Annotated in this window: 25 protein-coding genes; 17 read left to right on the top strand and 8 right to left on the bottom strand. The window is 69.9% G+C overall.

Annotation, left to right across the window (positions count from 1 at the left end):
• Positions 1 to 128: 128 nt before the first annotated feature.
• Genes WFQ05_RS04460 through WFQ05_RS04450 form a run of 3 tightly spaced genes read left to right on the top strand, consistent with a single transcriptional unit; the run spans position 129 to position 3,529 of the window.
• Complete coding sequence (locus tag WFQ05_RS04460) at positions 129 to 1,058, top strand: ABC transporter ATP-binding protein (protein WP_130515043.1); 930 nt, start codon at positions 129 to 131, stop codon at positions 1,056 to 1,058.
• An 8-nt stretch (positions 1,059 to 1,066) separates the two neighbouring features.
• Entirely contained in the window at positions 1,067 to 1,828 is a 762-nt protein-coding gene (locus WFQ05_RS04455; protein WP_130524203.1) for an ABC transporter permease, read from the top strand.
• Between the two features lie 57 nt (positions 1,829 to 1,885).
• On the top strand, positions 1,886 to 3,529 hold the full coding sequence (locus tag WFQ05_RS04450) for a Na+/H+ antiporter (protein WP_130515045.1): 1,644 nt from the start codon (positions 1,886 to 1,888) through the stop codon (positions 3,527 to 3,529).
• Between the two features lie 223 nt (positions 3,530 to 3,752).
• Here the strand turns inward: WFQ05_RS04450 and WFQ05_RS04445 are convergent, their stop codons facing one another.
• Positions 3,753 to 3,998: a DUF3297 family protein gene (locus tag WFQ05_RS04445; RefSeq protein ID WP_130515047.1), complete on the bottom strand. Its 246-nt coding sequence runs from the start codon at positions 3,996 to 3,998 to the stop codon at positions 3,753 to 3,755.
• A 106-nt stretch (positions 3,999 to 4,104) separates the two neighbouring features.
• Between WFQ05_RS04445 and WFQ05_RS04440 the strand changes: the two genes are divergently transcribed.
• Positions 4,105 to 4,635 (top strand): hypothetical protein, encoded by a 531-nt coding sequence (locus WFQ05_RS04440; protein ID WP_130530433.1) that lies wholly within the window; start codon positions 4,105 to 4,107, stop codon positions 4,633 to 4,635.
• A gap of 140 nt (positions 4,636 to 4,775) precedes the next feature.
• Here WFQ05_RS04440 and WFQ05_RS04435 read toward each other — a convergent pair whose 3' ends face one another.
• Entirely contained in the window at positions 4,776 to 5,060 is a 285-nt protein-coding gene (locus tag WFQ05_RS04435; protein ID WP_130516160.1) for a DUF4031 domain-containing protein, read from the bottom strand.
• A 107-nt stretch (positions 5,061 to 5,167) separates the two neighbouring features.
• On the opposite strand from WFQ05_RS04435, the gene WFQ05_RS04430 reads away from it, so the two are divergent.
• On the top strand, positions 5,168 to 5,572 hold the full coding sequence (locus WFQ05_RS04430; protein ID WP_337052833.1) for an EF-hand domain-containing protein: 405 nt from the start codon (positions 5,168 to 5,170) through the stop codon (positions 5,570 to 5,572).
• A 10-nt stretch (positions 5,573 to 5,582) separates the two neighbouring features.
• On the opposite strand, the gene msrB is transcribed toward WFQ05_RS04430, so the two are convergent.
• Positions 5,583 to 6,056: a peptide-methionine (R)-S-oxide reductase MsrB gene (gene msrB, locus WFQ05_RS04425; protein ID WP_130515053.1), complete on the bottom strand. Its 474-nt coding sequence runs from the start codon at positions 6,054 to 6,056 to the stop codon at positions 5,583 to 5,585.
• Positions 6,057 to 6,143: 87 nt separating this feature from the next.
• On the bottom strand, positions 6,144 to 6,710 hold the full coding sequence (locus WFQ05_RS04420; RefSeq protein ID WP_337052830.1) for a DUF3016 domain-containing protein: 567 nt from the start codon (positions 6,708 to 6,710) through the stop codon (positions 6,144 to 6,146).
• A gap of 293 nt (positions 6,711 to 7,003) precedes the next feature.
• Between WFQ05_RS04420 and WFQ05_RS04415 the strand changes: the two genes are divergently transcribed.
• The 4 genes from WFQ05_RS04415 to WFQ05_RS04400 all read left to right on the top strand — a co-directional run bounded on the left by WFQ05_RS04415 (position 7,004) and on the right by WFQ05_RS04400 (position 11,688).
• Positions 7,004 to 7,411 carry a DUF3224 domain-containing protein gene (locus WFQ05_RS04415; protein ID WP_337052829.1) on the top strand — a complete coding sequence of 136 codons (408 nt, stop codon included), beginning with the start codon at positions 7,004 to 7,006 and terminating at the stop codon, positions 7,409 to 7,411.
• Positions 7,412 to 7,499: 88 nt separating this feature from the next.
• Entirely contained in the window at positions 7,500 to 8,459 is a 960-nt protein-coding gene (locus WFQ05_RS04410) for a Ku protein (RefSeq protein WP_131658629.1), read from the top strand.
• A gap of 10 nt (positions 8,460 to 8,469) precedes the next feature.
• On the top strand, positions 8,470 to 10,926 hold the full coding sequence (gene ligD / locus WFQ05_RS04405; RefSeq protein WP_337052828.1) for a DNA ligase D: 2,457 nt from the start codon (positions 8,470 to 8,472) through the stop codon (positions 10,924 to 10,926).
• Positions 10,927 to 11,010: 84 nt separating this feature from the next.
• On the top strand, positions 11,011 to 11,688 hold the full coding sequence (locus tag WFQ05_RS04400) for a DsbA family oxidoreductase (protein ID WP_286576426.1): 678 nt from the start codon (positions 11,011 to 11,013) through the stop codon (positions 11,686 to 11,688).
• 41 nt (positions 11,689 to 11,729) lie between these two features.
• Here the strand turns inward: WFQ05_RS04400 and WFQ05_RS04395 are convergent, their stop codons facing one another.
• Positions 11,730 to 11,942, bottom strand: coding sequence for a hypothetical protein (locus tag WFQ05_RS04395; RefSeq protein WP_337052824.1), 213 nt, complete (start codon positions 11,940 to 11,942; stop codon positions 11,730 to 11,732).
• A gap of 184 nt (positions 11,943 to 12,126) precedes the next feature.
• On the opposite strand from WFQ05_RS04395, the gene WFQ05_RS04390 reads away from it, so the two are divergent.
• The gene (locus WFQ05_RS04390) at positions 12,127 to 12,414 is read left to right on the top strand and encodes a DUF3247 family protein (RefSeq protein WP_130515065.1); all 288 of its coding nucleotides are present in this window, start codon (positions 12,127 to 12,129) and stop codon (positions 12,412 to 12,414) included.
• Between the two features lie 53 nt (positions 12,415 to 12,467).
• Here the strand turns inward: WFQ05_RS04390 and WFQ05_RS04385 are convergent, their stop codons facing one another.
• Both WFQ05_RS04385 and WFQ05_RS04380 read right to left on the bottom strand, forming a co-directional pair.
• Complete coding sequence (locus WFQ05_RS04385; protein WP_165394625.1) at positions 12,468 to 12,731, bottom strand: hypothetical protein; 264 nt, start codon at positions 12,729 to 12,731, stop codon at positions 12,468 to 12,470.
• 147 nt (positions 12,732 to 12,878) lie between these two features.
• Positions 12,879 to 13,529, bottom strand: coding sequence for an arylesterase (locus tag WFQ05_RS04380; RefSeq protein ID WP_130523812.1), 651 nt, complete (start codon positions 13,527 to 13,529; stop codon positions 12,879 to 12,881).
• Between the two features lie 85 nt (positions 13,530 to 13,614).
• Between WFQ05_RS04380 and WFQ05_RS04375 the strand changes: the two genes are divergently transcribed.
• The 4 genes from WFQ05_RS04375 to WFQ05_RS04360 all read left to right on the top strand — a co-directional run bounded on the left by WFQ05_RS04375 (position 13,615) and on the right by WFQ05_RS04360 (position 19,311).
• On the top strand, positions 13,615 to 14,286 hold the full coding sequence (locus WFQ05_RS04375) for an ABC transporter ATP-binding protein (protein WP_205954223.1): 672 nt from the start codon (positions 13,615 to 13,617) through the stop codon (positions 14,284 to 14,286).
• Positions 14,283 to 16,790, top strand: coding sequence for an FtsX-like permease family protein (locus WFQ05_RS04370; protein ID WP_337052822.1), 2,508 nt, complete (start codon positions 14,283 to 14,285; stop codon positions 16,788 to 16,790). Before WFQ05_RS04375 ends, WFQ05_RS04370 begins: the two co-directional genes overlap by 4 nt.
• Before the next feature lie 192 nt (positions 16,791 to 16,982).
• Positions 16,983 to 18,671, top strand: coding sequence for an AarF/UbiB family protein (locus WFQ05_RS04365; protein ID WP_337052821.1), 1,689 nt, complete (start codon positions 16,983 to 16,985; stop codon positions 18,669 to 18,671).
• 241 nt (positions 18,672 to 18,912) lie between these two features.
• Positions 18,913 to 19,311, top strand: a complete 399-nt coding sequence (locus tag WFQ05_RS04360; protein WP_337052820.1) for a hypothetical protein — start codon at positions 18,913 to 18,915, stop codon at positions 19,309 to 19,311.
• A 72-nt stretch (positions 19,312 to 19,383) separates the two neighbouring features.
• On the opposite strand, the gene WFQ05_RS04355 is transcribed toward WFQ05_RS04360, so the two are convergent.
• A complete protein-coding gene (locus WFQ05_RS04355; protein ID WP_130515080.1) occupies positions 19,384 to 19,800 on the bottom strand; it encodes an EF-hand domain-containing protein in 417 nt (138 codons plus the stop codon).
• Between the two features lie 268 nt (positions 19,801 to 20,068).
• On the opposite strand from WFQ05_RS04355, the gene WFQ05_RS04350 reads away from it, so the two are divergent.
• From WFQ05_RS04350 to WFQ05_RS04340, 3 genes are read left to right on the top strand one after another with little or no spacing between them, the layout of a single operon-like run.
• Positions 20,069 to 21,124, top strand: coding sequence for a methyltransferase (locus tag WFQ05_RS04350; protein WP_337052818.1), 1,056 nt, complete (start codon positions 20,069 to 20,071; stop codon positions 21,122 to 21,124).
• Positions 21,121 to 21,831 (top strand): pseudouridine synthase, encoded by a 711-nt coding sequence (locus WFQ05_RS04345; protein WP_337052817.1) that lies wholly within the window; start codon positions 21,121 to 21,123, stop codon positions 21,829 to 21,831. Before WFQ05_RS04350 ends, WFQ05_RS04345 begins: the two co-directional genes overlap by 4 nt.
• The gene (locus WFQ05_RS04340; protein ID WP_337052816.1) at positions 21,828 to 22,514 is read left to right on the top strand and encodes an HAD family phosphatase; all 687 of its coding nucleotides are present in this window, start codon (positions 21,828 to 21,830) and stop codon (positions 22,512 to 22,514) included. Before WFQ05_RS04345 ends, WFQ05_RS04340 begins: the two co-directional genes overlap by 4 nt.
• Positions 22,515 to 22,593 lie beyond the last annotated feature (79 nt).

Here is a 22,593-nt window from a genome sequence, read left to right as displayed (position 1 = left end):
CTCGCCAACCTGATGCACGGACACAGCGTCGCGCCGGCCTGCATTGCCCGATCACGAGGCTTGCCGCAGGCTACGCCGCCGCCCGCACGCGCGGCGCGTCGTTCCATCCATGCAACACAGGAGCCACCATGACCTCGGCCATCTCGGTTAAGGGGCTGACCAAGACCTATGACGGCGGCTTCCAGGCGCTCAAGGGCGTCGACCTGGAGATCCGCAAGGGCGAGATCTTCGCGCTGCTCGGCCCCAACGGCGCCGGCAAGACCACGCTGATCAGCATCCTGTGCGGCATCGTCCGCCCGGGCGAGGGCACGGTGCAGATCGAGGGCCACGATGTGGTGCGCGACTACCGCACCGTTCGCAAGCTGGTCGGGCTGGTGCCGCAGGAACTGGCGACCGAGGCCTTCGAAACCGTCTGGGCCGCGGTGCGCTTCTCGCGCGGGCTGTTCGGCAAGCCGGCCGATCCGGCGCTGCTGGAGCGCGTGCTGCGCGATCTGTCGCTGTGGGACAAGCGCGATGCCAAGATCATGGCGCTGTCCGGCGGCATGAAGCGCCGCGTGCTGATCGCCAAGGCCCTGGCGCACGAGCCGCGCGTGCTGTTCCTCGACGAACCCACCGCCGGCGTGGACGTCGAGCTGCGCCACGACATGTGGGAGCTGGTGCGCGCCCTGCGCGATCGCGGCACCACGGTGGTGCTGACCACGCATTACATCGAGGAGGCCGAGGAGATGGCCGACCGCATCGGCGTGATCACCGGCGGCCGGCTGGTGCTGGTGGAGGACAAGGCCACGCTGATGCACAAGCTCGGCAAGAAGCAGCTGGCCCTGACCCTGCAGCAGCCGCTGGAGGCCGTGCCGGCCGCCCTGGCCGACCTGCCGCTGGAGCTGCAGGCCGGCGGCACCCAGCTGGTCTACACCTTCGACGTGCAGGCCGAGGAGACCGGCATCGCCGCGCTGCTCAAGCGCCTGGGCGAGCAGGGCATCGACTTCAAGGACCTGCATTCCTCGCAGTCCTCGCTGGAGGAGATCTTCGTCAACCTGGTGCGGGAGGCGCGCGCATGAATCTGGGCCTGAACTGGCATGCGGTGCTGGCGATCTACCGCTTCGAGATGGCGCGCACCTTCCGCACCATCACCCAGTCGATCGCCTCGCCGGTGCTGTCGACCTCGCTGTACTTCGTGGTGTTCGGCGCGGCAATCGGCTCGCGCATGGGGTCGGTGGAAGGCGTGAGCTACGGCGCCTTCATCATCCCCGGCCTGATCATGCTCTCGCTGCTCAACGAGAGCATTTCCAATGCCTCCTTCGGCATCTACATGCCCAAGTGGTCCGGGACGATCTACGAACTGCTCTCCGCGCCGGTCTCGTTCGTGGAGGTGGTGCTGGGCTACGTGGGCGCGGCGGCGAGCAAGTCGCTGATGCTGGGCCTGCTGATCCTGGTGACCGCGCGGCTGTTCGTGCCCTACGAGATCCAGCACCCGGTGTGGATGGTGGCCTTTCTGCTGCTGACGGCGCTGACCTTTTCGCTGTTCGGCTTCATCATCGGGCTGTGGGCCGACGACTTCCAGAAGCTGCAGGTGATCCCGCTGATGGTGGTCACCCCGCTGACCTTCCTGGGCGGGGCGTTCTATTCGGTGTCCATGCTGCCGCCTGTATGGCAGAAGATCACCCTGTTCAACCCGGTCGTGTACCTGATCAGCGGCTTCCGCTGGAGCTTCTTCGGCCTGGCCGACGTGGACGTCGGCGTCAGCCTGGCGGCGATCTGCGGCTTTCTGGTGCTGTGCCTGGTGGCGGTGTGGGCGATGTTCCGTACCGGCTGGAAGATCAAGACCTGACGCATCGCCCGGTCCGGATCAGCAGACAGTGCATGTCGGTCTGGTAAGTTCACCGTCATGCACTCGATCGAAATCGTCCTGGCCATGCTGCTGGCCGTGGCCGCCAGTGGTTTCCTGGTCCGCGTCCTGCCGTTCTCGCTGCCGCTGCCGCTGGTGCAGATCGGGCTGGGCGCGGTCATTTCGATGTTCAACCACGGCGTGGAGCTGGATCCGGAGCTGTTCTTCCTGCTGTTCCTGCCGCCGCTGCTGTTCCTGGACGGCTGGCGCATCCCCAAGCAGGGGCTGTTCCGCGACCGCACGGTGATCCTTGAGCTGGCCCTGGGGCTGGTGGTGTTCACCGTGGTCGGGGCGGGCTTCCTGATCCACTGGATGATCCCGGCGATGCCGGTGGCGGTGGCCTTCGCCCTGGCGGCGATCCTCTCGCCCACCGACCCGGTGGCGCTGTCGGCGATCTCCTCGCGCGTGCCCATCCCCAAGCGACTGATGCACATCCTGGAAGGCGAATCGCTGCTCAACGACGCCTCGGGCCTGGTGTGCTTCCAGTTCGCGGTGGCCGCCGCGCTGACCGGCGCCTTCTCGCTGGCCGACGCCTCGCTGACCTTCCTGTGGGTGGCGCTGGCCGGCCTGGGCTGCGGCATCGGCGTGACCTGGGCGATCAACGTGCTGCAGCGCTGGATCATGCGTCACTTCGGCGAGGAAGCCGGCTCGTCGATCCTGGTCAGCCTGCTGACCCCGTTCGCCGCCTACGTGGTGGCCGAGGCGGTCAGCGCCTCGGGCATCCTGGCGGCGGTCTCGGCCGGCATCACCATGAGCTATGTCGAGCTGTCCGGCCGCGCCGCGGCCAGCGTGCGCATCCAGCGCACGGCGGTGTGGGACATGGTGCAGTTCACCCTCAACGGCATCGTCTTCACCCTGCTCGGCGAGCAGCTGCCGGGCATCGTGCGCAACGCCATCCGCAGCATCGACGAGACCGGCCACCTGCAGCCGTGGTGGCTGGCCATCTACGTGGCCGCCATCAGCCTGGGCCTGATCCTGCTGCGCCTGATCTGGGTGTGGGTGTCGCTGGGTCTGAACCTCCTGCGCGACCGCGCGCGCGGCGTGGAGCGGACCAGCCCCAACTGGCGGATCATCGTGGCGACTTCGCTGGCCGGCGTGCGCGGCGCCATCACCCTGGCCGGCGTGTTGACCCTGCCGCTGGCGATGGGCGATGGCTCGCCGTTCCCGGCGCGCGACCTGGCGATCTTCCTGGCCGCCGCGGTGATCCTGGTCTCGCTGCTGATCGCCTCGGTGGCGCTGCCGCCCCTGCTGAAGAACCTGCAGCTGCCCGAGGAGCAGGAAGACCAGCAGGAAGAGGACCTGGCGCGCAAGGCCGCCGCCCGCGCGGCGCTGGTGGCGGTGGAGAGCGAGCGCCAGCGGCTGGTGGCCTCGGCCGAGGCGGTCGAGGACCAGGAGCTCTACGGCGCCTGCGCCGAGCGCGTCAGCCAGCTCTACCAGCGTCACGTCGACCGCCTGGGCGGCGAGGCCGACATCGCCCCGGCGCAGGCGCGCCGGATCGAACAGGTCGAACGCCAGATGCGCCAGGCCGGCCTGCGCGCCGAGCGCGCCGAACTGTTCCGCCTGGCGCGCGAACGCAAGATCTCCGAAGAAGTCTCGCGCAAGCTCGTCCGCAACCTGGACCTGCTCGAAACCCGCCAGCGCTGAGCGCTATGGCGAGGTGGGAGCAACTGTCCCCCTCAAATCTTGCAGCCCCCTCCCTGTAGAGCGGAGCTTGCTCCGCTGGGGCCTTCCCCCACGAACCGAACGAAGAGCAGCGGAGCAAGCTCCGCTCTACAGGTGGGAGCCGCCATGGCGGCGAGGGGCTTTCTCGGGAAACCCTTGCTCTCATGGGCCTAAAGGCCCACAAGGGCCCATGGGAACGCGGTGATCAAGCCGCCTCGGTCTTGAAGTACGGCTCGACCTTGCCCTTGATCTTCAGCGTCATCGGCTGGCCGCGGCGATCCAGCGACTTGCCCACCTGCACGCGGATCCAGCCCTCGGACACGCTGTACTCCTCCACGTTGTCGCGCTCGACGCCGTTGAAGCGCACGCCGACGCCGCGGTCCAGCGCGGCCTGATCGTGGAAGCGGCTGGACGGATCGACGGCCAGGCGGTCGGGAGGGGTCTCGGACATGGTGGAACGGTCACTGCAGGCAACGAGGGCGCACAGGATAATGGCCGCCCCGGCCGCGCGCATCCCGTGCGAGGGCCGGCCCCTTTCCCGCACGCCGAGTTCCGCCATGCCCGACAACACCGCCGACTACGAAGACGACGCCGATCGTCTGGACCTGGACGAGGCCGACACGCCCGAGGCGCTGGCCTGGAACCTGCTGGTGCTGATCAACCCGGGCGACGAGGACACCGCCCTGCGCCAGTTCGACCTGCTGCGCGAGCGCCTGGCCGCCGGCGACGACCAGCCCTTGCCCTGGCTGCTGCGCGACATCGTGGACTGGACCTCGGGCTTCTTCGTCGGCCCGGACGACATCGACGCCACGATGGAGGCGCTCGACGAGCTGGCCGCGCGCTACGGCCTGCAGATCGAGTGGGGCGGCGACCGCGACGACGAGGACTTCATGGAGGGGCTGGACGTGCCGCAGCTGCTGTCCATCGCCTACGACAGCCTGCGCCCGCACGGCTACACGCTGTGGTGCTGGAACGCCGATGCCGACGGCTATGGCGGCTGGATGGCGCTGCGCCGCGACGACGAGGCCATGCGCGCGCTGAGCCAGCTGCTGGGCTTCGACCTGCGCCTGGCCAGCGAGGCCGGCTGAGCGCGCGGCGCGGGAGCAGGCCGGATCTTCGCTTCGGCCGCTTGGGCGGGAGGCGGACGACCCCCATCCGGGCCGCTGATCGGCCTCGCGCCGCCCGAAGACGCCCTGGGGCGGCGACGGCCAGGGCCCGCCCAGCCCCGCTACGGCGCCAGCCCGCGTCCCTGCGCCTTGGCCCGCGCGATCACCGCGCGCACCTGGGCGCGGTCGCGGTGGCGCGAGATCGCCACCGCGCCCAGCGCCAGGGCCAACGCGCGGGTGTCCGCGTCGATGTCGTAGTGCGCGCCGCTGGTCTTGTCCTGGAAGCTGCGGCGCGGCATGCCCAGCCGCGCGGCGAAGGCGTGCAGTTCGTCCAGCGAGTCGGCCATCAGGTGCGCCCAGCGGCGCCCGCGCCAGGGCCAGACCGCATCGTCCACGTACACGCTCATGCGCACAGCATAGCCGGGCATGGGAATCGCCGGCGCCGGCGCCGGCTTGGCTGCGGCGGCGCGCGGCATGGCAGGATGGCGCCCTCGTCCCGCCTGGCGCGCCCGCGATGCCCCGTCTCCGTCTCGAACCGCTGCTCGGCCTGGTCCTGCTGGGCCTGTCCGCGCCCGTGCTGGCGCAGGTCTCGCAGGCGCGCTTCGATCAGCTCGATACCGATCACGACGGGGTGGTGAACCTGGCCGAATACGACGCCGGCGCCCGCGCCTCCTTCGCCGCCCTGGACCTGGACCACGACGGCTTCATCACCCTGGACGAGATGCGCGCCTCGATCGACCCCAACACCGGCGGCATCGGCCGCGAAGGCACGGCCCGCGCGCGGATCGAGGCGATGGACAAGAACTACGACAAGCTGATCAGCGAGGCCGAGTTCGTCGATTACGCCGAACAGGCCATGGCCCAGTACGACCGCGACGGCGACGGGCGCCTGACGCGGTGGGACTTCAGCTGGCGCTGACGCGCCGCGCTCAGGCGGCCTGCGCCAGCTGCGCCTCGGCGCCGCCGCGATGCAGCGGGTCGGGCAGCGGCTGGCCGGCCTCGGTAAAGGCCAGCGAGACCGAATTGAGGCAGTGGCGCTCGTAGGTCGGCGGCGGCCCGTCGGGGAAGACATGGCCCAGGTGGCTGCCGCAGCGTGCGCAGGTGATCTCGGTGCGGATCATCCCGTAGCTGGTGTCGCGGATGGTCTTGACGTGGGCCGGATCGAAGGGCTTGAAGAAGCTGGGCCAGCCGGTGCCGGAGTCGAACTTGGCGCTGGAGGCGAACAGCGGCAGCCCGCACAGCCGGCAGGTGTAGACGCCCTCGAGCTTGTTGTCCAGGAAGGCGCCGCAGAACGGCGCCTCGGTGCCGTGCTGGAGCAAGACGTGGCGCTCCTCCTCGCTCAGCCCGGCGATCAGTTCGGCGCGCTGGAGGGTGTCGGGGGGCGTCAGGTCGAAGTCGGACATGGCGGGGCCTGCGGTCTCAAGGAGAAGGCGGAAAGATGGCGGCGGCGGGTACAGGGTTCAACTGTACCCGCCCACGCGCTGCGGCCTTCACGGCGCGCCGGCCGCGCGCGTGTCCGGGCCCAGCTCGCGTCGCGTCCACTGGTCGATCATGCGCTTCTCGTAACGCAGCGGATCGCTGTCCATCGGCCGGGCGCCCATCAGATACGACAGGTCCACCAGCTTGGCCTGGCCCTGGTCGACGACCCTGCCGCTGGCGTCGTGCAGGGTGTAGTCGAAGCTCAGGCGCGGCGGATAGATGTCCTTGAGGAAGCGGATGTGATCGGCCGACGGCCCGTGCCAGGGCTCGTACTCGCCGGCGCGATGGATGTCGGTGATGCGCACATCCAGCGTCTGCCCGGGCGGCAGCTGCTTGGCGGCGGCGTGGCGCAGATAGCCGGCCAGGTCGGTGACCCAGGTGCCGCGCTGGGCTTCCCAGCGGTTGGGGCTGTTGCGGATGTCGGTGAACTGCGCCGGATCGGTCCAGGACACCGACACCGGTCCCTGCGCGGGCAGGGACCGGGGCAGGTTCGGGTCGGTGACATTGGACTGCGCGGCCAGCGCCGGCAGGCTGAGGGCGGCCAGCAGTACGCTGGCGAAGAGGGCAGAGCGCTTCATGACGGGACTCCCGCCTTGGGGGATGCACCGATGCTACGCCCGTGCCCCTGAAGTTGCGCCGGCCGCCGGGGCGCTCGCGCGTCGCGTTTGGCCGGCGTTATGCCGCGCCTTCCGCACCCGGTGGGAGCCGCCGTGGCGGCGATGGGGCGCTTTACCAGTAGAGGTCTGGAGTTTTCGGGGAAAGCCCCATCGCCGCCATGGCGGCTCCCACCAGGCACTAAAGGGAAGACTGCGGCTTGGGCTAGACTCGGCGCCTTGCATCGATGTCATTCGCCTGCGCACGGGAGCCTGCCATGCATCACGCCACCGGGACCTTCGAGGTCGAGCTGCAGCCCCAGGGCGGGATCGGCCCGGAGGCGGACGATGGCAACAGCCTCTCGCGCCTGTCGCTGGACAAGCGCTTCAGCGGCGACCTGGTCGGCACCGGCGTCGGCGAGATGCTGGCCGCGCGCGCTGCGGTGCCGACCTCGGCCTCGTACGTGGCCATCGAGCGGGTCACCGGCACGCTGGACGGCAGGACCGGCAGCTTCGTGCTGGTGCATCGCGGCGTGATGCAGGGCGAGCGCCAGCAGCTGGAGGTGCAGGTCTCGCCCGGATCGGGCACCGGCGCGCTGGCCGGCATCACCGGCACGCTGGCCATCCGCATCGAGCACGGCCAGCACTTCTACGACCTGAGTTACGCGCTGCCCGACGCGGACTGAGCCGCCGCCGGCCCGTCACGATCCATCCACGGGCGCAGTTCGCACACTCGGGGGCCTTGCGGCGCCTGCCGCGTGCAAAGGACCCGTCATGGCCCGACCGATCTGGAGCGGCACCCTGACCTTCGGCCTGCTCAATGTGCCGGTGTCGCTGATGTCCGGCGAGCGCAAGGTCGATCTGCACTTCCGCATGCTCGATTCGCGCGACAAGTCGCCGATCCGCTTCGAGCGCGTCAACGCCGAGACCGGCGAGGAAGTGCCGTGGAAGGACATCGTCAAGGCCTTCGAATACGACAAGGGCAACTACGTCGTGGTCGAGCAGGAGGACATCAAGTCCGCCGCGCCGGAAGGCCATGAGTCGGTCGAGGTGGAGACCTTCGTCGACGCGGCCGACATCGACGTGCGTTATTACGAGAAGCCCTACATCCTGGTGCCCGGCAAGAAGGCCGAGAAGGGCTATGTGCTGCTGCGCGAGACCCTGCGCGACACCGGCCAGGCCGGCATCGCGCGGGTGGTGATCCGCACCCGCCAGTACCTGTGCGCGGTGCTGCCGCAGGGCGATGCGCTGGTGCTGATGCTGCTGCGCTATCCGCAGGAGCTGGTCGCCCCGGACGACTACAAGCTGCCCAGCGGCAACGCCGGGGACTACCGCGTCTCGCCCAAGGAAATGGAGATGGCGCGCAAGCTGATCCAGTCCATGAGCGGGGAGTGGAAACCGGACGAGTACCACGACGAGTTCCGCGAGCGCCTGCAGGCCATCATCGCCGAGCGCATCCAGGCCAAGGGCGCCACCGCGAAGGTCGATGAGCCGGCGCAGCACGAGCGCGAGGGCGATGCCACCAACGTGGTCGACTTCATGGCCCTACTGCAGAAGTCCCTGGGCGAGAACAAGCGCACGCCGGCCAAGAAGACCGCCACCGACCAGGTCGCCAAGCGTCCGGCCAAGGCCACCAAGGCGGTGAAGAAGGCGGCCAAGAAGACCGCCAAGAAGGCTCCCGCCAAGTCGGCCAAGAAGCCGGCGAAGAAGGCACCGCTGCGCAAGGCGGGCTAGGTGATCTGACATGTCGCTGCACGAGTACGCGCGCAAGCGCCGCTTCGATCAGACGCCCGAACCGCGCGGCGACGGCAAGGTCGCGCGCCACCGGCCGATCTTCGTGGTGCAGCTGCATCACGCCTCCTCGCGCCATTACGACTTCCGTCTGGAGGCCGACGGCGTGCTCAAGAGTTGGGCCGTGCCCAAGGGCCCCTCGCTGCGTCCGGGCGAGAAGCGCCTGGCGGTGGAGGTGGAAGACCATCCGCTGGACTACGCGACCTTCGAGGGCGATATCCCCAAGGGCCACTACGGCGCCGGTCACGTGGACGTGTTCGACCATGGGCACTGGGCCTGCGAGGGCGACCCGCTGGCGGCGATCGCGGCGGGCAAGCTGGACTTCGTGCTCAGCGGCGACAAGCTCGGCGGCGCCTGGAAGCTGGTGCGCACGCAGATGAAAGGCCGGCAGAAGCAATGGCTGCTGATCAAGCGCGACGACGCGTTCGCGGCCGATGCGGAGGCCGACGACCTGGTGGATGCGGCCGTGTCCAAGCCCGATGCTCCGGCGCGATCGAAGGCGCGCGCCAAGGCGGCGCGACCCGGCAAGGCCGCGCCGCGTGCCGCGAGCAAGCGCGGCGCCGAGGTGCGCCGGCGCGCGCTGGCCCTGGAAGGCGCACGCGATGCGCCATATCCGGCCGGCTTCGCCGCGCAGCTGTGCACGCTGCGCGCGCAGCCGCCTGCCGGCGAGGACTGGCTGCATGAGATCAAGTGGGACGGCTACCGGCTGCTGGCCGACCTGGTCGATGGCCAGGTGCGGCTGCGCTCGCGCAACGGCCTGGACTGGAACGCCACCTTTCCCGAGGTGGTCGACGCCGTGCGCGCGCTGCCGGTGGACGACGCGCGCCTGGATGGCGAGCTGGTGGTGATCGACGAACAGGGTCGCAGCGATTTCGCCGCCCTGCAGCGCAGCATCGAGGGCACCTCCAAGGCGCCGCTGCGTTATCTGGTGTTCGACCTGCCCGGCGTGGCCGGCGTCGATATCAGCCGCGCGCCGCTGGCCGAGCGCAAGGCGCTGCTCAAGACGCTGATCGGCCCCAAGCCCGGCCTGATCGCCTACAGCGAGCATGTGGTCGGCCATGGCCAGGAGGTCTTCGCCGCCAGCGGCAAGGCCGGGCTGGAAGGCATCGTCAGCAAGCGTGCCGATGCACCGTATGTGGGTCAGCGCAGCGGCACCTGGATCAAGACCAAGCACGAGCAGTCCGACGAGTTCGTCATCGTCGGCTATACCCCGCCCAAGGGTGCGCGCACCGGTTTCGGCTCGCTGCTGCTGGCGCGTCCGCAGGACGGGGCGCTGCAGTACGTGGGCCGCGTCGGCACCGGCTTCGACGACGCGACGCTGACCGCGCTGCTGAAGACTCTGAAGCCCCTGCACACCGACAAGGCCGCCGTGGCGCTGCCGGCGCACGTGCCGTTCAACGCGCGCTCCGTGCACTGGGTTAGGCCGCAGCTGGTGGCCGAGGTAGCCTACCGCGGCTGGGGCAAGGAGGGCCTGCTGCGCCAGGCCGCCTTCCTGCGACTGCGCGAGGACAAGTCGATGGTGGACATCAAGCAGGACACCGCCGCGCCGGAGCAGGCGGTGACGATCACCCATCCCGAGCGTGTCGTGTACCCGGCCGACGGCATCACCAAGGGCCAGGTCGCCGACTACTACCGGCGCATCGCACCGCTGCTGCTGCCCGAACTGGCGGGCCGGCCGCTGTCGCTGCTGCGCTGCCCGGATGGCGCCGGCGGGCAGTGCTTCTTCCAGAAGCATCACGCCGCCGCGCTCGGCCCGGGCGTGCACGCGATCCCGCTGCGGCAGAAGAGCGGCAAGGAGGACTACCTCTACGTCGAGGACGTGGAGGGCGTGCTGGCGCTGGTGCAGATGAACACGCTGGAGCTGCATCCCTGGGGCTCGACCGTGGCCGCGCCGGAGCGGCCGGACCGGCTGGTGTTCGACCTCGATCCCGGGCCGGGCGTGTCCTGGGCGGCGACCAAGGACGCCGCGCGCGAGGTGCGCGAGAACCTGCGCCAGGCCGGGCTGGAGAGCTTCGTACGCCTGTCCGGCGGCAAGGGGCTGCACGTGGTGGTGCCGATCACGCCGGGCCCGGACTGGGACACGGCCAAGGCCTTCTGCGAGGCCTTCGCCAATGCGATGGCCCAGCACCGACCGACGCTGTACATCGCCACGATGAGCAAGGCCAAGCGCGAGGGGCGGATCTTCATCGACTGGCTGCGCAACGGGCGCGGCAACACCAGCGTGTGCAGCTGGTCGCTGCGCGCCCGCGAGCACGCCACCGTGGCCGTGCCGCTGCGCTGGGAGGATCTAGGCCGGATCACCTCGCCGGGCCAGTTCACCCTGGACAAGGCGCTGCAGCGCGCCGCGCGCCTCAAGGTCGATCCCTGGGCGGACATCGGCAAGATCAGGCAATCCCTGCCCAAGGGCTGAGGCGACGGTCCGTCCCACCGGCGCCGTTGAGGCGCGCGCCGCGGCGCGCTGCAATGCGCACCTGACTTTGCACAGGAGAAGGGCATGAGCGCGGTTCCCGACAGCATCGGCCGCCCGGTGCGCGTGGATTTCGTTTCCGACGTGGTCTGCCCGTGGTGCGCCATCGGCCTGGCCTCGCTGCTGACCGCAGCCCAGCGCATCGAGGGGCTGCAACTGGACCTGCATTTCCAGCCGTTCGAACTGGACCCGGACCTGGCGCCCGGCGGCGAGGACCTGCAGCAGCGGCTGATGCGCAAGTACGGCATGAGCGCCGAGCAATACAGGGCCAACAGCGAGGCGATCCGTGCGCGCGGGGCCGAGCTGGGTTTCGTCTTCGACCTGGACAAGCGCACGCGCAGCTTCAACACCTTCGATGCGCACCGGCTGCTGCACTGGGCCGGCGAACGGGACGACGCCCAGGCGCAGCTGCGGCTCAAGCAGGCGCTGCTGACGGCGTACTTCACCGAGGGCCTGGACGTGTCCGATCACGCGGTGCTCGCCGAGATCGTCGCGCAGGCCGGACTGCCGGCCGACGAGGCCCGCGCGGTGCTGGGCAGCGACCGCTACGCCCAGGCCGTGCGCCAGGACGAGGCGCACTGGCGCCAGGCCGGCATCAGCGCGGTGCCCTCGCTGGTGTTCAACCAGCAGCACCTGCTGCAGGGCGGCCAGCCGGTGGACACCTTCGAGCAGGCCCTGCGGCAGCTGTCGGGGATCGTGGGGTAGCGCCGACGCCTTCTGCATCAAGCGCTGGGAACCCGCCGTCCCTACCCGTGCCGCGACACCAGTACCGCCTCGCAGCCGGTCATGTCCATCACCACGCCACTGCGGATGCCGTGGCGCTGGTGCAGGGTGGCGGCGATCAGCGCGGCGGTGTGCAGCGCCTCCTCGCGATCCTCGAAGAACTGGCGGCCTTGGTCGCCTTCGTAGAGCTGCCAGCCCTGTTCGCGCGCGGCGACGGTGAGCAGGAGACGCTGCATGGGGTCACCTCATGGCACCGGGGGATGTCGGAGGCCAGCGTGATCCGTGACGGAGTTGTGCACACTCGGGCGGCGCCCCGTCGCCGTGTAGGAAAAGTCCGATGCGTACCGACCGCAGGCCTCGACGCGCCGTTACGGGGCCGTTCGCCAGCATCGCGGTCTTTCCCTCGACAAGACCCCGCGCATGAGCCAGCTCGCCGATCGCGTGCACACCGATCCGATCGAAATCGCACGTCTGGAAACCCTGATCACCGAACTCCCCTCCGAAGCCAGGGTCGTGCTGACCCTGGATGACGGGCGCGAGCTGCGCGGCACCGTGACCGTGCGGCCCACCGTGCAGCTGTTCCGCGACTATGACGGCAACGAGGGCAACAACGCGCTGCTGCGCCTGGACGACATCGACCATCCCGCGCATGCGCAATACGTATGGCTGGACCAGGTGCGCAAGGTCGTGCCGCTGGGCACCTCCTGAGTCGCGCCGGCTCTGGCGAATCCGGGCGGGCAGGGCCCGCCCGGAACGCGGGCTTACTCGACCGGCTGTGGCGAGGCCTCGAAGCGCCGCGCGTAGCCGCGCTCCTCGGCGACCCGCTGGACTTCCTCGCTGGGCAGGTCAGGCGCGCCGTAGACCGCGTAGACCACCGCGTCGTCCGGGGCGTGCTTGCCGACCAGGTGCAGGCGGTAGCGGGGATGGCCGGTATGGCCGTTCTCGGGGTAGTGGACCGGCGGCTGTGGGCCGTCCAGATCCATTTCGCTGTTGTCCACGACGCCACCGACAAACAGGGCACGCAACATGGGAACGCTCCGCTGGGGAAGTCGGTCCGATCATGGGTGGGGCGATGTTTCCCACGCATGAAGCGTGCATTGGAGAAATGCGAAGACGGTCCCAGGGGCGCTGCAGCGACGCAGCCCCGTGCCGGGGTCCGGCACGGGCGAACCTTACTTCAGCAGCGGCGCCAGCGCCGGCCAGACGTGGTCGCGGATCGCCGGCTGCGCGGCCGCGGTGGGGTGCAGGTTGTCGGGCTGGAAGTTGGCCCGATCGCTGGCGATGGGCTCGAGGAAGAACGGCACGAAGGCCGTCTTGTATTGTTTAGCCAGCGCACTGAACGTGTCGGCGAACCCCTGCGTGTAGTCGCGGCCCAGGTTGGGCGGCATGCGCATGCCCAGCACCAGCACCTTGGCCCCGGCGCCCTGCGAGGCCCGGATCATCTTGTCCAGATTGGCCTTGGTCTGCGCCAGCGGCAGGCCGCGCAGGCCGTCGTTGGCGCCCAGTTCGATCACCACCACCGCCGGCTTGACCCGCTGCAGCTGGGCGCCGATGCGCGCCGCGCCGCCGGCGCTGGTCTCGCCGCTGACGCTGGCGTTGACCAGCGTCCAGCCGGGCGCCTCGCGGCTGAGCTTGACCGCGGTCAGCGGCACCCAGCCCTCGCGCGGGCCCAGGCCGTAGCCGGCCGAGAGCGAGTCGCCCATCACCAGCACGGTCTTGCCGCCGGCAGGCGTTTGGGCCAACGCAGGTGGCATGAATGTCAGCACGCACAGCGCCAGCGCCCATTGCATGGCGCGCGCGATGGCCGCATAAGCTGAAGGCATCGTCATCTTTCCCGTTCCCGAAGACTTTCTCATCATGGCCGACGCCGCCTTGCCGCACGCTGACACCTCCCTCACTTCCCGGCGCATGCCGGTGCTGCAGGTCCAGGCGCTGGGCAAGCAGGTTCGACTGCCCGGCAGCACGCTGACCATCCTCGACGCTGTGTCCTTCGAGATCGCCCCCGGCGATACGGTGGCCATCGTCGGCGCCTCGGGCTCGGGCAAGAGCACGCTGCTCTCGCTGCTGGCCGGGCTGGACGTGCCCAGCAGCGGCACGGTCACGCTGGACGGGGCGGTGCTCTCGGCGCTGGACGAGGACGGGCGGGCGAAGGTGCGCGGGGAGAAGGTGGGCTTCGTGTTCCAGAACTTCCAGCTGCTGCCCTCGCTGACCGCGCTGGAGAACGTGATGCTGCCGCTGGAGCTGCGTGGCGATGCCGATCCGCAGGCCCCGGCCGAACGCATCCTGGACGAGGTCGGCCTGTCCGGCCGCCTGGGCCACTACCCGCGCCAGCTGTCCGGTGGCGAGCAGCAGCGCGTGGCGCTCGCGCGCGCCTTCGTGACCCGGCCGGCGCTGCTGTTCGCCGACGAGCCCACCGGCAACCTGGACCAGCGCACCGGTCATGCCATCGAGGAGCTGCTGTTCGCGCTCAACGCCCAGGCCGGCACCACGCTGGTGCTGGTCACCCACGATGAGGCGCTGGCCGCGCGCTGCACGCGCGTGCTGCGCCTGGACAACGGCGTGCTGGTGGCCGGGGCATGAACACCTTGCGCCTGGCCTGGCGCCAGCTGCGGCGCGACCTGGCCGCGGGCGAGATCCGCATCCTGCTGGCCGCGCTGGTGCTGGCGGTGGTGGCGGTGAGTTCGGTGGGCTTCGTCACCGACCGCGCCGGGCGCGCGCTGGCGATCGAGGCCAACCGCCTGCTCGGCGGCGATGTGGTGGTGCGCGGCGATGCGCCCATCGGCGGCACGATCCTGGAGGCGGCCAAGGCCAGCGGCCTGCGCAGCGCGCAGACCACCGAGCTCAACACCATGATCCGCGTCGGGCAGGGCGAGGACGCGCAGCTGCGGCTGGGCGATCTGCGCGCGCTGGGCGCGGGCTTTCCGCTGCGCGGCAGCTTCACCCTGGTCGATGCGGCCATGCCCGGCGAACACGCGGCCCGCGGCATCCCCGCGCGCGGCACGCTGTGGATGACCCGCGCCGGCGCCGACACGCTGAGTGCGAAGCTCGGCGACCGCGTCAGTCTGGGCGATGCGACGCTGACGCTGGTCGCGCTGGTGACCCAGGAGCCCGATGCCGCGCTGGATTACTTCAACGTCGCGCCCAAGGTCTTCCTCAACGCCGACGACCTGCCCGCCACCGGGCTGGTGCAGCTGGGCAGCCGCATCGGCTACCGGCTGGTGGTGGCCGGTGACGCCGGCGCGGTGGAGCGCTTCACCGCGACCGCGCGTGAGGCGCTGGGCCGCGGCCAGCGCCTGGAGACCATCCAGGACGCGCGCCCGGAAGTGCGCTCGGCGCTGGATCGCGCCAGCCGCTTCCTCGGCCTGGCCGCGCTGGTCTCGGTGATCCTGGCGGCCGTGGCCGTGGCCATGGCCGCGCGCCGGCACAGCGAGCGGCACCTGTCCGGTGTGGCGGTCATGCGCTGCCTGGGCGCGCAGCAGTCGCGGCTGGTCGGCATCCACGTGGGCGAGCTGGTGCTGCTGGGTCTGATCGCCTGTACCGTCGGCGTGGCCATCGCCTTCGCCCTGCAGTGGGCCATCGGCGGCTGGCTGGCGCAGGCCTTGAAGGTGGAGATCCCGCCGGCGGGCTGGCTGCCGGTGCTGCGCGGCTATGGCGTCGGCCTGGTCGTGCTGCTGGCCTTCGGCGCGCCGCCGGTGCTGGCGCTGCGCCGGGTGCCGGCGCTGCGCGTGCTGCGTCGCGACCTGGACCCGACCGAACCCAGTGCCTGGCTGGTCGGGCTGGCCGGCCTGATCGGCCTGGGCGCGCTGCTGTGGTGGCAGGCCGGCTCGGCCACGCTGGGCCTGGCCATGCTGGCCGGCATCGCCGCCACGCTGGCGGTGCTGGCCGGGCTGGCGCTGCTGCTGATCCTGGCCGTGCGTCGCCTGCGTCGCCGCCTGCGCGGCGCACTGCGCTACGGCCTGGCCAATGTCAGCCGCCGCGCCGGCACCAGCATCGCGCAGATCGCCGCGCTGGGCCTGGGGCTGATGGCCCTGTTGCTGCTGACCTTCGTGCGCACCGACCTGCTCAACCGCTGGCAGGTGGCGCTGCAGGCCGATGCGCCCAATCGCTTCATCATCAACGTGCAGGACGACCAGGTGCCATCGGTGTCCGAGTTCATCGCCCGCCAGGGCCTGGGCGCGCCGACGCTGTTCCCGATGGTGCGCGGCCGCCTGGTGACCCATAACGGCGAGGCGACCAGCGGCGCCCGCTACGCCGACGAGGAGGCGCGCCGCCGCGCCGAACGCGAGTTCAATCTCTCCACCGCGGCCACGCTGCGCGAGGACAACAAGGTGACCGCCGGCCGGTTCTGGGGGGCGGCGCCAACGTCGGGCACCGAGCTGTCGGTCGAGGAGGGTTTCGCCGAGCAGCTGGGCTGGAAGCTCGGCGACACGGTCAGCTTCGATATCGCCGGTCAGACACTGGAAGGCAGGATCACCAGCCTGCGCAAGGTGGACTGGGAGAGCTTCAAGCCCAACTTCTTCGTGCTGGTTTCGCCCGGTGTGCTGCAGGACTACGCGGCCAGCCACATCACCGCCGTGCGCGTGCCGCCCGACCACCCGCGCTTCACCGCGCAGCTGGTGCAGGCCTTTCCCAACCTGTCGGTGATCGACATCGACCAGGTGCTGACCCAGGTGCGCAGCACCGCCGATCAGGTCAGCACGGTGGTGCAGGTGGTGTTCTGGTTCTCGCTGGCGGCCGGCCTGCTGGTGCTGATGGCCGCGGTCAGCGCCAGCCAGGACGAGCGCCTGCTCGAGGGCGGGGTGATGCGTGTGCTGGGCGGCAGCCGGCGCCAGCTGCGCGCCGCGCAGGCCTCCGAGTTCGCCGCCATCGGCCTGCTCTCCGGCCTGGTGGCGGCCATCGCCGCCTCGGTGCTGTCCGGGGTGGTCGCGGTGCGGGTGTTCGACCTGCCGTGGCAGCCGAACTGGACGCTGGCCGTGGTCGGCGGCGCGCTGGGCATGCTGGCCGCGCTGATCGCCGGCCTGATCGCCACGCGCAAGGTGCTCGACGCCCCGCCGTCGGTGACGCTGCGCGAGCTGCAGGGGTAGGGCCGCTCCCCTGTAGAGCGGAGCTTGCTCCGCTGGGGCTTTCCCGCCAGCCGAACCAAGAGCAGCGGAGCAAGCTCCGCTCTACAGGCAGGCTGCGAGGTGATGTTCCTGCAGCGCGGCGCCGCCGCCCGTTCACCCTGCACCGACTGCCGTCTTCACACAATCGCGGACCTGTCTCAAGGCCTGGCCCGCATGACCGAACCATCCGCGTCCGCTCCCGGCGATCCGTCTGCCGCCCCGCACAGCGAGGGCGCGATGGAGCGGCGCAAGCAGATCATGAAGTTCCTGTTCCGGTACCGCCGTTCCGGTGTGTTCTCCGGCCTCTCGCAGGACTCGCTGCTGCAGGCCGCCACCGTCGACGACGGCACGCCGGACGAGTTCAGCCGCGACCTCGAGGCGCTGGGCCCGACCTTCATCAAGCTGGGCCAGATGCTGTCCACGCGCCCGGACATCGTGCCGCCGGCCTACGCGGTGGCGCTGGAGCGCATGCAGGAGGACGTCTCGCCGGTGCCGGCCGAGCAGATCCGCCTGGCGCTGGAGGCCGAGCTGGGCGTGCGCCTGAGCAAGATCTTCGAGGACTTCGATCCCGAGCCGCTGGGCACCGCCTCACTGGCGCAGGTGCACCGCGCCGTGCTGCGCGACGGCACGGTGGTGGCGGTGAAGGTGCAGAAGCCCGGCGTGGCCCAGCGCCTGCTGTCGGACCTGTCGATGCTGCGCTCGATCGCCGGCGCGGCCGACCGGCTGACCAAGGTCGGCCGTAACCTGCGCTTCTCCGACTGGCTGGAGGAATTCGGCCGCACGCTGGTGGCCGAGCTGGACTATGTGGCCGAGGCGGAGAACCTGGAGCGCTTCGCCACCCACCTGAAGGATCACCCGGAGCTGCTGGTGCCGCGCCCGGTGTGGGACCTGACCCGCCGCCGCGTGCTGACCATGGAACTGGTGCAGGGCGTGCGCGTGGACCAGATCTCGCCCCTGCGCCGCACCGAGCATTCGATGCTGCCGCTGTCGGCGGCGCTGCTGCGCGGCTACATCGACCAGATCTTCGTCTACGGCGAGATCCATGCCGACCCGCATCCGGGCAACCTGCGCGTCACCCCGGACAACCGGCTGGCGATCTTCGACCTGGGCATGGTCGCCAACGTGCCGCCGGGCCAGCGCGAGACTCTGCTCAAGCTGCTGTTCGCCGCGGTCGACGGGCGCGGCGAGCAGGTCGCGCGCGAAATGCTGGCCCTGGGCACGCAGCTGGAGGATTTCGACGGCGAGCGCTTCAACCGCGAGATCGGCCAGCTGATCAGCCGCTACTCCGCGCACAGCGCCACCAGCTCCGAAGGCCGCGTGGTGCTGGACCTGGTGCGCATCGCGATGGCCTGCGGCCTGCGCACGCCGCCGGAGCTGTCGATGCTGGGCAAGGCCCTGCTGAACCTGGATACGGTGTGCCGCGCGCTGTCGCCCGAGCTGGATGCCAAGGCCGTGGTCGAAGGCCATCTGCAGCACGTCATGCGCGCCCGCCTGCGCCAGTCGTTCTCCTCGCCCAACATGGCCAGCGAGCTGATGGACCTGCAGACCCTGGCCCGCGAAGGCCCGCGCCGCGTGTCGGACATCCTGGGCCTGCTCTCGGAAAACAAGATGCAGGTGCGCATCTCCGGGCTGGAGGAATCGCACCTGATGGAGAGCCTGCAGAAGATCGCCAACCGCGTGGCCGCCGGCGTGGTCACCGCCGCGCTGATCCTGGCCTCGGCGCTGATGATGCGCATCCCCACCGCCAGCACGCTGTTCGGCTATCCCACCATCGCCCTGATCCTGTTCTTCATCGGCGCCGTGCTCGGTGCCAGCATCGTGATCAGCGCGCTGCTGGGGGATCGGAAGGTCAGGAGCAGATAAAGGCGATCCCCTGCGATGGTTTCCGGTAAGCCCCGCCCGCCTTTTGCCAAGTGTGAGCTTGGTCAAGCGTCGATAGCGTCACATTGCGTCAACCTGAACCATCTCGGTCCTCTCGCGCGCCGGATTGCTGTCATTGATAGGGTCGCGACAGTTGGTAAGATCCCGTCCTGAGCCCCGGGCCGACACCCCTCAGGCCGCGGTCGCCGGCTGCGAGGCTGTTTTCCGGACATGGAGGTGGAGCATGAAGCTGCATTGGACACTGTTGCTGTTGATCCTGTTGGCGTGCCAGGCGCATGCGCAGAACTCAATCGGTTACCGCAAGGATTCGCGTCAGGACGATCCGTTCGTGTTCTGTACCGAAGGCTGGAAGCGCAACGGCAACTGGGGCAACACCGCCTGGAATCCGACGTATCCCTTCACCGGCCGTGGTGCCTTCATGATTCACTTCCTGCCTTGGTGTCCAGTTCCGCATCCGGGCAATACCAAGTGTCCGGTCAGCTTCGGGTGGTTCCAGCCGCGTCCCTGGACCAATGACGATTGGAAAGGCTTTTTAGCCTATGAGACCGTGTGCCCCATCGGCAGACAGCCTGGTAACTGGGACGGAAAAGGCAAGGCCAAGGATACGCCCACGCGTCACTAGCGCTTGCGACTATTCAAAAACAAAGAGCCCCGCATGGGGCTCTTTTTGCGAGCGGTCCAAGGCCTTGCTGCCTCAGGGTGCGTTCTCGTTGAGAATGAACTCGCTCTTTGACAGGCGGCCATCGTGGTCCTGGTCCAGTCCATCGAACATGTTGGCCGAGTACCAGCGCTTGAACTCGTCCCAGGAGATGGCGCCGTCCTTGTCGGTATCCATCAGCGATAGGTTGGCATTCACGCCGCGGGCGACCTCGGAAGCGGGCAGGCCCTGGAACTTCGCGGCCATCTCCGCCTGGGAGAGCCGGCCGTCGCCGTCGGTGTCATAGCGTTTGAAGCTCTTCAGATTGGCCGCTTCGTCCTCGGCCTTGTCGACAAAACCATCCTTGTTGGTATCTGCCAGATCGAAGATGGTGACCTGTTGCGCCATGGCCGATGGCGCGATGGCGCACAGCAGGGCAACGGCGGAGGTCAGCGTGCTTGCTTTGATCTTCATGCTCCATCCTTAGACATTCGCGATGTGGCCGGGAAGGTAGCACCGGGCCAGTTGCAAGCTCAAGCGTGGCCCTGGCGTGTCCGTCGCCCCTGTATCAACGCCTCGCGCGAGTATTGGGATGAAGGGCACGCCTTGCGCTGGAGTGCGATGGATCCGGACAGCCGAGCCGGCGCCGCCATCGAGTGCTTAGCGGGCACAACCCTGAGGCACCCCTCATCTCGGGCTCCATGGCGTGCATTCGATTTAAAATGGGGCTCCCGTCGCGCTTATGCGTTCTCTCCCCTTGGCGATATCCGATCTTCCTCTCGAGGCCCTCGCGCATGCCCTGAGCGCGAACCGCCTCGCCGGCCAAGCCGGCCAGACCCTCTTCCTGCGCGCGCGTCCCGGCGCGGCCTTGCGCGGCCTTGGGCTGGCGCTGCGGTGTACGCAGACCTTCAAGCCGGTGTTCGACGCGCTGCAACGCGACGGGTTCGAGGTCGAGGCCGAAGACGCGCCCGTCGCACCGGCACCGCTGGTCCTGCTCCTGCCCCCGCGCCAGAAGGAAGAAACGCGCGCGCTGCTGGCGCAGGCGGTGCTGCGCTGCGCGCCCGGCGGGCGGGTGGTGGCGAGCGTGGCCAACGACGAGGGCGCCAAGTCCGTGGAGAAGGATCTGGCGCGGTTGACCGGACTGGGCGGCTCGCTGGCCAAGCACCATTGCCGCGTGTTCTGGAGCTCGCCGCTGGAGGGGGCGCACGATGCGGCACTGCTGGCCGAATGGCAGACGCTGGACCGGATCCGGCCGATCCTCGGCGGGCGGTTCCGCAGCCGCCCGGGCGTGTTCGCCTGGGACCGGATCGATCCGGCCTCGCAGCTGCTGGCCGATGCGCTGCCGGCCAACCTGCGCGGCAGCGCGGCCGATCTGGGCGCCGGCTGGGGCTTCCTGGCCGATGCGCTGCTGACGCGCTGTGCGGGCATCACTGCGCTGGATCTGTTCGAGGCCGAGCAGCGCGCGCTGGCGCTGGCCGAGCACAACCTGGCGCCGCACGCCCAGCGCGTGGCCCTGGGCTTCCACTGGCACGACGTGGCCGCCGGCCTGCCGAAGAAGTACGACGTCATCGTCAGCAATCCGCCGTTCCATGCGCTGGCGCGCGGCGAGCGGCCGGACATCGGCCGGCGCTTCATCGAGGTGGCGGCGTCCTCGCTGAACCGCAACGGCCAGCTCTGGCTGGTCGCCAACCGGCATCTGCCCTACGAGGCCGTGCTGGAGGCGCGCTTCGAACAGGTGCGCGTGGCCGCCGAGAGCGCGGGCTTCAAGGTCATCGCCGCCACCGGGGCGCGCGCATGAAGATCGTGCGCCATATCGCCAACCTCGGCTACGGCAGCCGCAAGCAGGTGCAGGCCCTGTTCCGCGAGGGCCGGGTCACCGATGCGGCCGGCGAGGTGCTCTACACCGACGATCCGGTCGACCACGACGCGATCCGCATCGACGGGGAACCGCTCGATCCCGCGCCTGGCCTGTGCGTGCTGCTGAACAAGCCGGTCGGCTACACCTGTTCGACCAAGGACGCCGGGCGCCTGGTCTACGACCTGTTGCCCACGCGCTGGCGCCAGCGCGACCCGGTGCTGTCCACGGTCGGGCGCCTGGATCGCCAGACCAGCGGCCTGTTGCTGCTCACCGACGACGGCGGCCTGCTGCACCGGATCATCTCGCCCAAGGCGCAGCTGCCGAAGGTCTACGAGGCCACGCTGGCGCAGGATCTGCGCGGCGATGAGGCGCAGACCTTCGCCAGCGGCACGCTGCTGCTGGAATCCGACCCCAAGCCGCTGCTGCCGGCCGAACTGGAGGTCATCGCCCCGCGCCAGGTGCGACTGACCCTGCACGAAGGCCGCTACCACCAGGTGCGGCGCATGTTCGCCGCGGTCGGCAACCACGTCGAGACGCTGCACCGCAGCCGCATCGGCGGGCTGGCGCTGGGCGATCTGCCCGAAGGCCAGTGGCGCGCGCTGGACGCGGCCGACCTCGCCACCCTGTTCTCCGGAGCCCAGGCATGAAGGCCGACGTCGCCGCACTGTCCTTCCTGCCCGAGGCGGTGATCTTCGACATGGACGGGCTGATGCTCGACAGCGAGCGCGCCTCGCTGCGCTGCTGGAGCCACGCGGCGTGCGAGGCGGGCTTCGAGATCGAGGACGACTACTGGTTGCGCATGGTCGGGCACAGCACCGCCGCCTGCGAGGCGATCCTGCGCGAGCGCCTGGACGACGCCCAGATCGAAGCGCTGCTGGCGCGCTGCAACGTGCTGTACCACGAGGAAGTCGACGCAGGCGTGCCGCTGCGCCCCGGCATCGTGGCGCTGCTGCAGTGGCTGCAGCAGCAGGGCATTCCGCGCGGCGTGGCGACCTCCACGCGCCGGCCGCTGGCGCCGCGCAAGCTGGAGAACGCCGGGCTGCTGGACTACTTCGATGCGGTCACCGCCGGCAACGACGTCAGCCGGCCCAAGCCGGCGCCCGATATCTATTTGCTCGCGGCACAGCGCCTGGGCGCCGATCCCGCGCGCTGCCTGGCGCTGGAGGATTCGCCGGCCGGCGTCACCGCCGCGCTGGCCGCGGGCATGACGGTGATCCAGGTGCCCGATCTGGTGATGCCGGACGAGGCCTTGCGCGCGCGCGGCCATCGCATCGTGGCCTCGCTCACCGACGCCCAACGCCTGCTGGAAGCGCGCCTGGCCGGTCGCTGACGCCACCCGCGAGGACGCACGCCAGGACGCGTGCAAATGCAAGGGCGACGTGCGCGCCGCGGCTGCCTACAATGCCGCC

The organism is Pseudoxanthomonas sp. USHLN014 (assembly GCF_037153335.1).
Taxonomy (GTDB): Bacteria; Pseudomonadota; Gammaproteobacteria; order Xanthomonadales; family Xanthomonadaceae; genus Pseudoxanthomonas_A; species Pseudoxanthomonas_A winnipegensis.
Note: the sequence above shows the minus strand (reverse complement) of the source record. Positions and strands in the feature narration are given on the sequence as shown.

Coding starts and splice junctions, on each gene's coding strand:
- WFQ05_RS04400 (WP_286576426.1), top strand. CDS start 11,011: ATGAGCGCGGTTCCCGACAGCATCGGCCGCCCGGTGCGCGTGGATTTC.
- WFQ05_RS04435 (WP_130516160.1), bottom strand. CDS start 5,060: ATGAGCGTGTACGTGGACGATGCGGTCTGGCCCTGGCGCGGGCGCCGC.
- WFQ05_RS04420 (WP_337052830.1), bottom strand. CDS start 6,710: ATGAAGCGCTCTGCCCTCTTCGCCAGCGTACTGCTGGCCGCCCTCAGC.
- WFQ05_RS04375 (WP_205954223.1), top strand. CDS start 13,615: ATGCCGGTGCTGCAGGTCCAGGCGCTGGGCAAGCAGGTTCGACTGCCC.
- WFQ05_RS04345 (WP_337052817.1), top strand. CDS start 21,121: ATGAAGATCGTGCGCCATATCGCCAACCTCGGCTACGGCAGCCGCAAG.
- WFQ05_RS04365 (WP_337052821.1), top strand. CDS start 16,983: ATGACCGAACCATCCGCGTCCGCTCCCGGCGATCCGTCTGCCGCCCCG.
- WFQ05_RS04430 (WP_337052833.1), top strand. CDS start 5,168: ATGCCCCGTCTCCGTCTCGAACCGCTGCTCGGCCTGGTCCTGCTGGGC.
- WFQ05_RS04390 (WP_130515065.1), top strand. CDS start 12,127: ATGAGCCAGCTCGCCGATCGCGTGCACACCGATCCGATCGAAATCGCA.
- WFQ05_RS04395 (WP_337052824.1), bottom strand. CDS start 11,942: ATGCAGCGTCTCCTGCTCACCGTCGCCGCGCGCGAACAGGGCTGGCAG.
- WFQ05_RS04445 (WP_130515047.1), bottom strand. CDS start 3,998: ATGTCCGAGACCCCTCCCGACCGCCTGGCCGTCGATCCGTCCAGCCGC.
- WFQ05_RS04360 (WP_337052820.1), top strand. CDS start 18,913: ATGAAGCTGCATTGGACACTGTTGCTGTTGATCCTGTTGGCGTGCCAG.
- WFQ05_RS04410 (WP_131658629.1), top strand. CDS start 7,500: ATGGCCCGACCGATCTGGAGCGGCACCCTGACCTTCGGCCTGCTCAAT.
- WFQ05_RS04340 (WP_337052816.1), top strand. CDS start 21,828: ATGAAGGCCGACGTCGCCGCACTGTCCTTCCTGCCCGAGGCGGTGATC.
- WFQ05_RS04350 (WP_337052818.1), top strand. CDS start 20,069: ATGCGTTCTCTCCCCTTGGCGATATCCGATCTTCCTCTCGAGGCCCTC.
- msrB (WP_130515053.1), bottom strand. CDS start 6,056: ATGTCCGACTTCGACCTGACGCCCCCCGACACCCTCCAGCGCGCCGAA.
- WFQ05_RS04440 (WP_130530433.1), top strand. CDS start 4,105: ATGCCCGACAACACCGCCGACTACGAAGACGACGCCGATCGTCTGGAC.
- WFQ05_RS04380 (WP_130523812.1), bottom strand. CDS start 13,529: ATGCCTTCAGCTTATGCGGCCATCGCGCGCGCCATGCAATGGGCGCTG.
- WFQ05_RS04370 (WP_337052822.1), top strand. CDS start 14,283: ATGAACACCTTGCGCCTGGCCTGGCGCCAGCTGCGGCGCGACCTGGCC.
- WFQ05_RS04460 (WP_130515043.1), top strand. CDS start 129: ATGACCTCGGCCATCTCGGTTAAGGGGCTGACCAAGACCTATGACGGC.
- ligD (WP_337052828.1), top strand. CDS start 8,470: ATGTCGCTGCACGAGTACGCGCGCAAGCGCCGCTTCGATCAGACGCCC.
- WFQ05_RS04450 (WP_130515045.1), top strand. CDS start 1,886: ATGCACTCGATCGAAATCGTCCTGGCCATGCTGCTGGCCGTGGCCGCC.
- WFQ05_RS04355 (WP_130515080.1), bottom strand. CDS start 19,800: ATGAAGATCAAAGCAAGCACGCTGACCTCCGCCGTTGCCCTGCTGTGC.
- WFQ05_RS04415 (WP_337052829.1), top strand. CDS start 7,004: ATGCATCACGCCACCGGGACCTTCGAGGTCGAGCTGCAGCCCCAGGGC.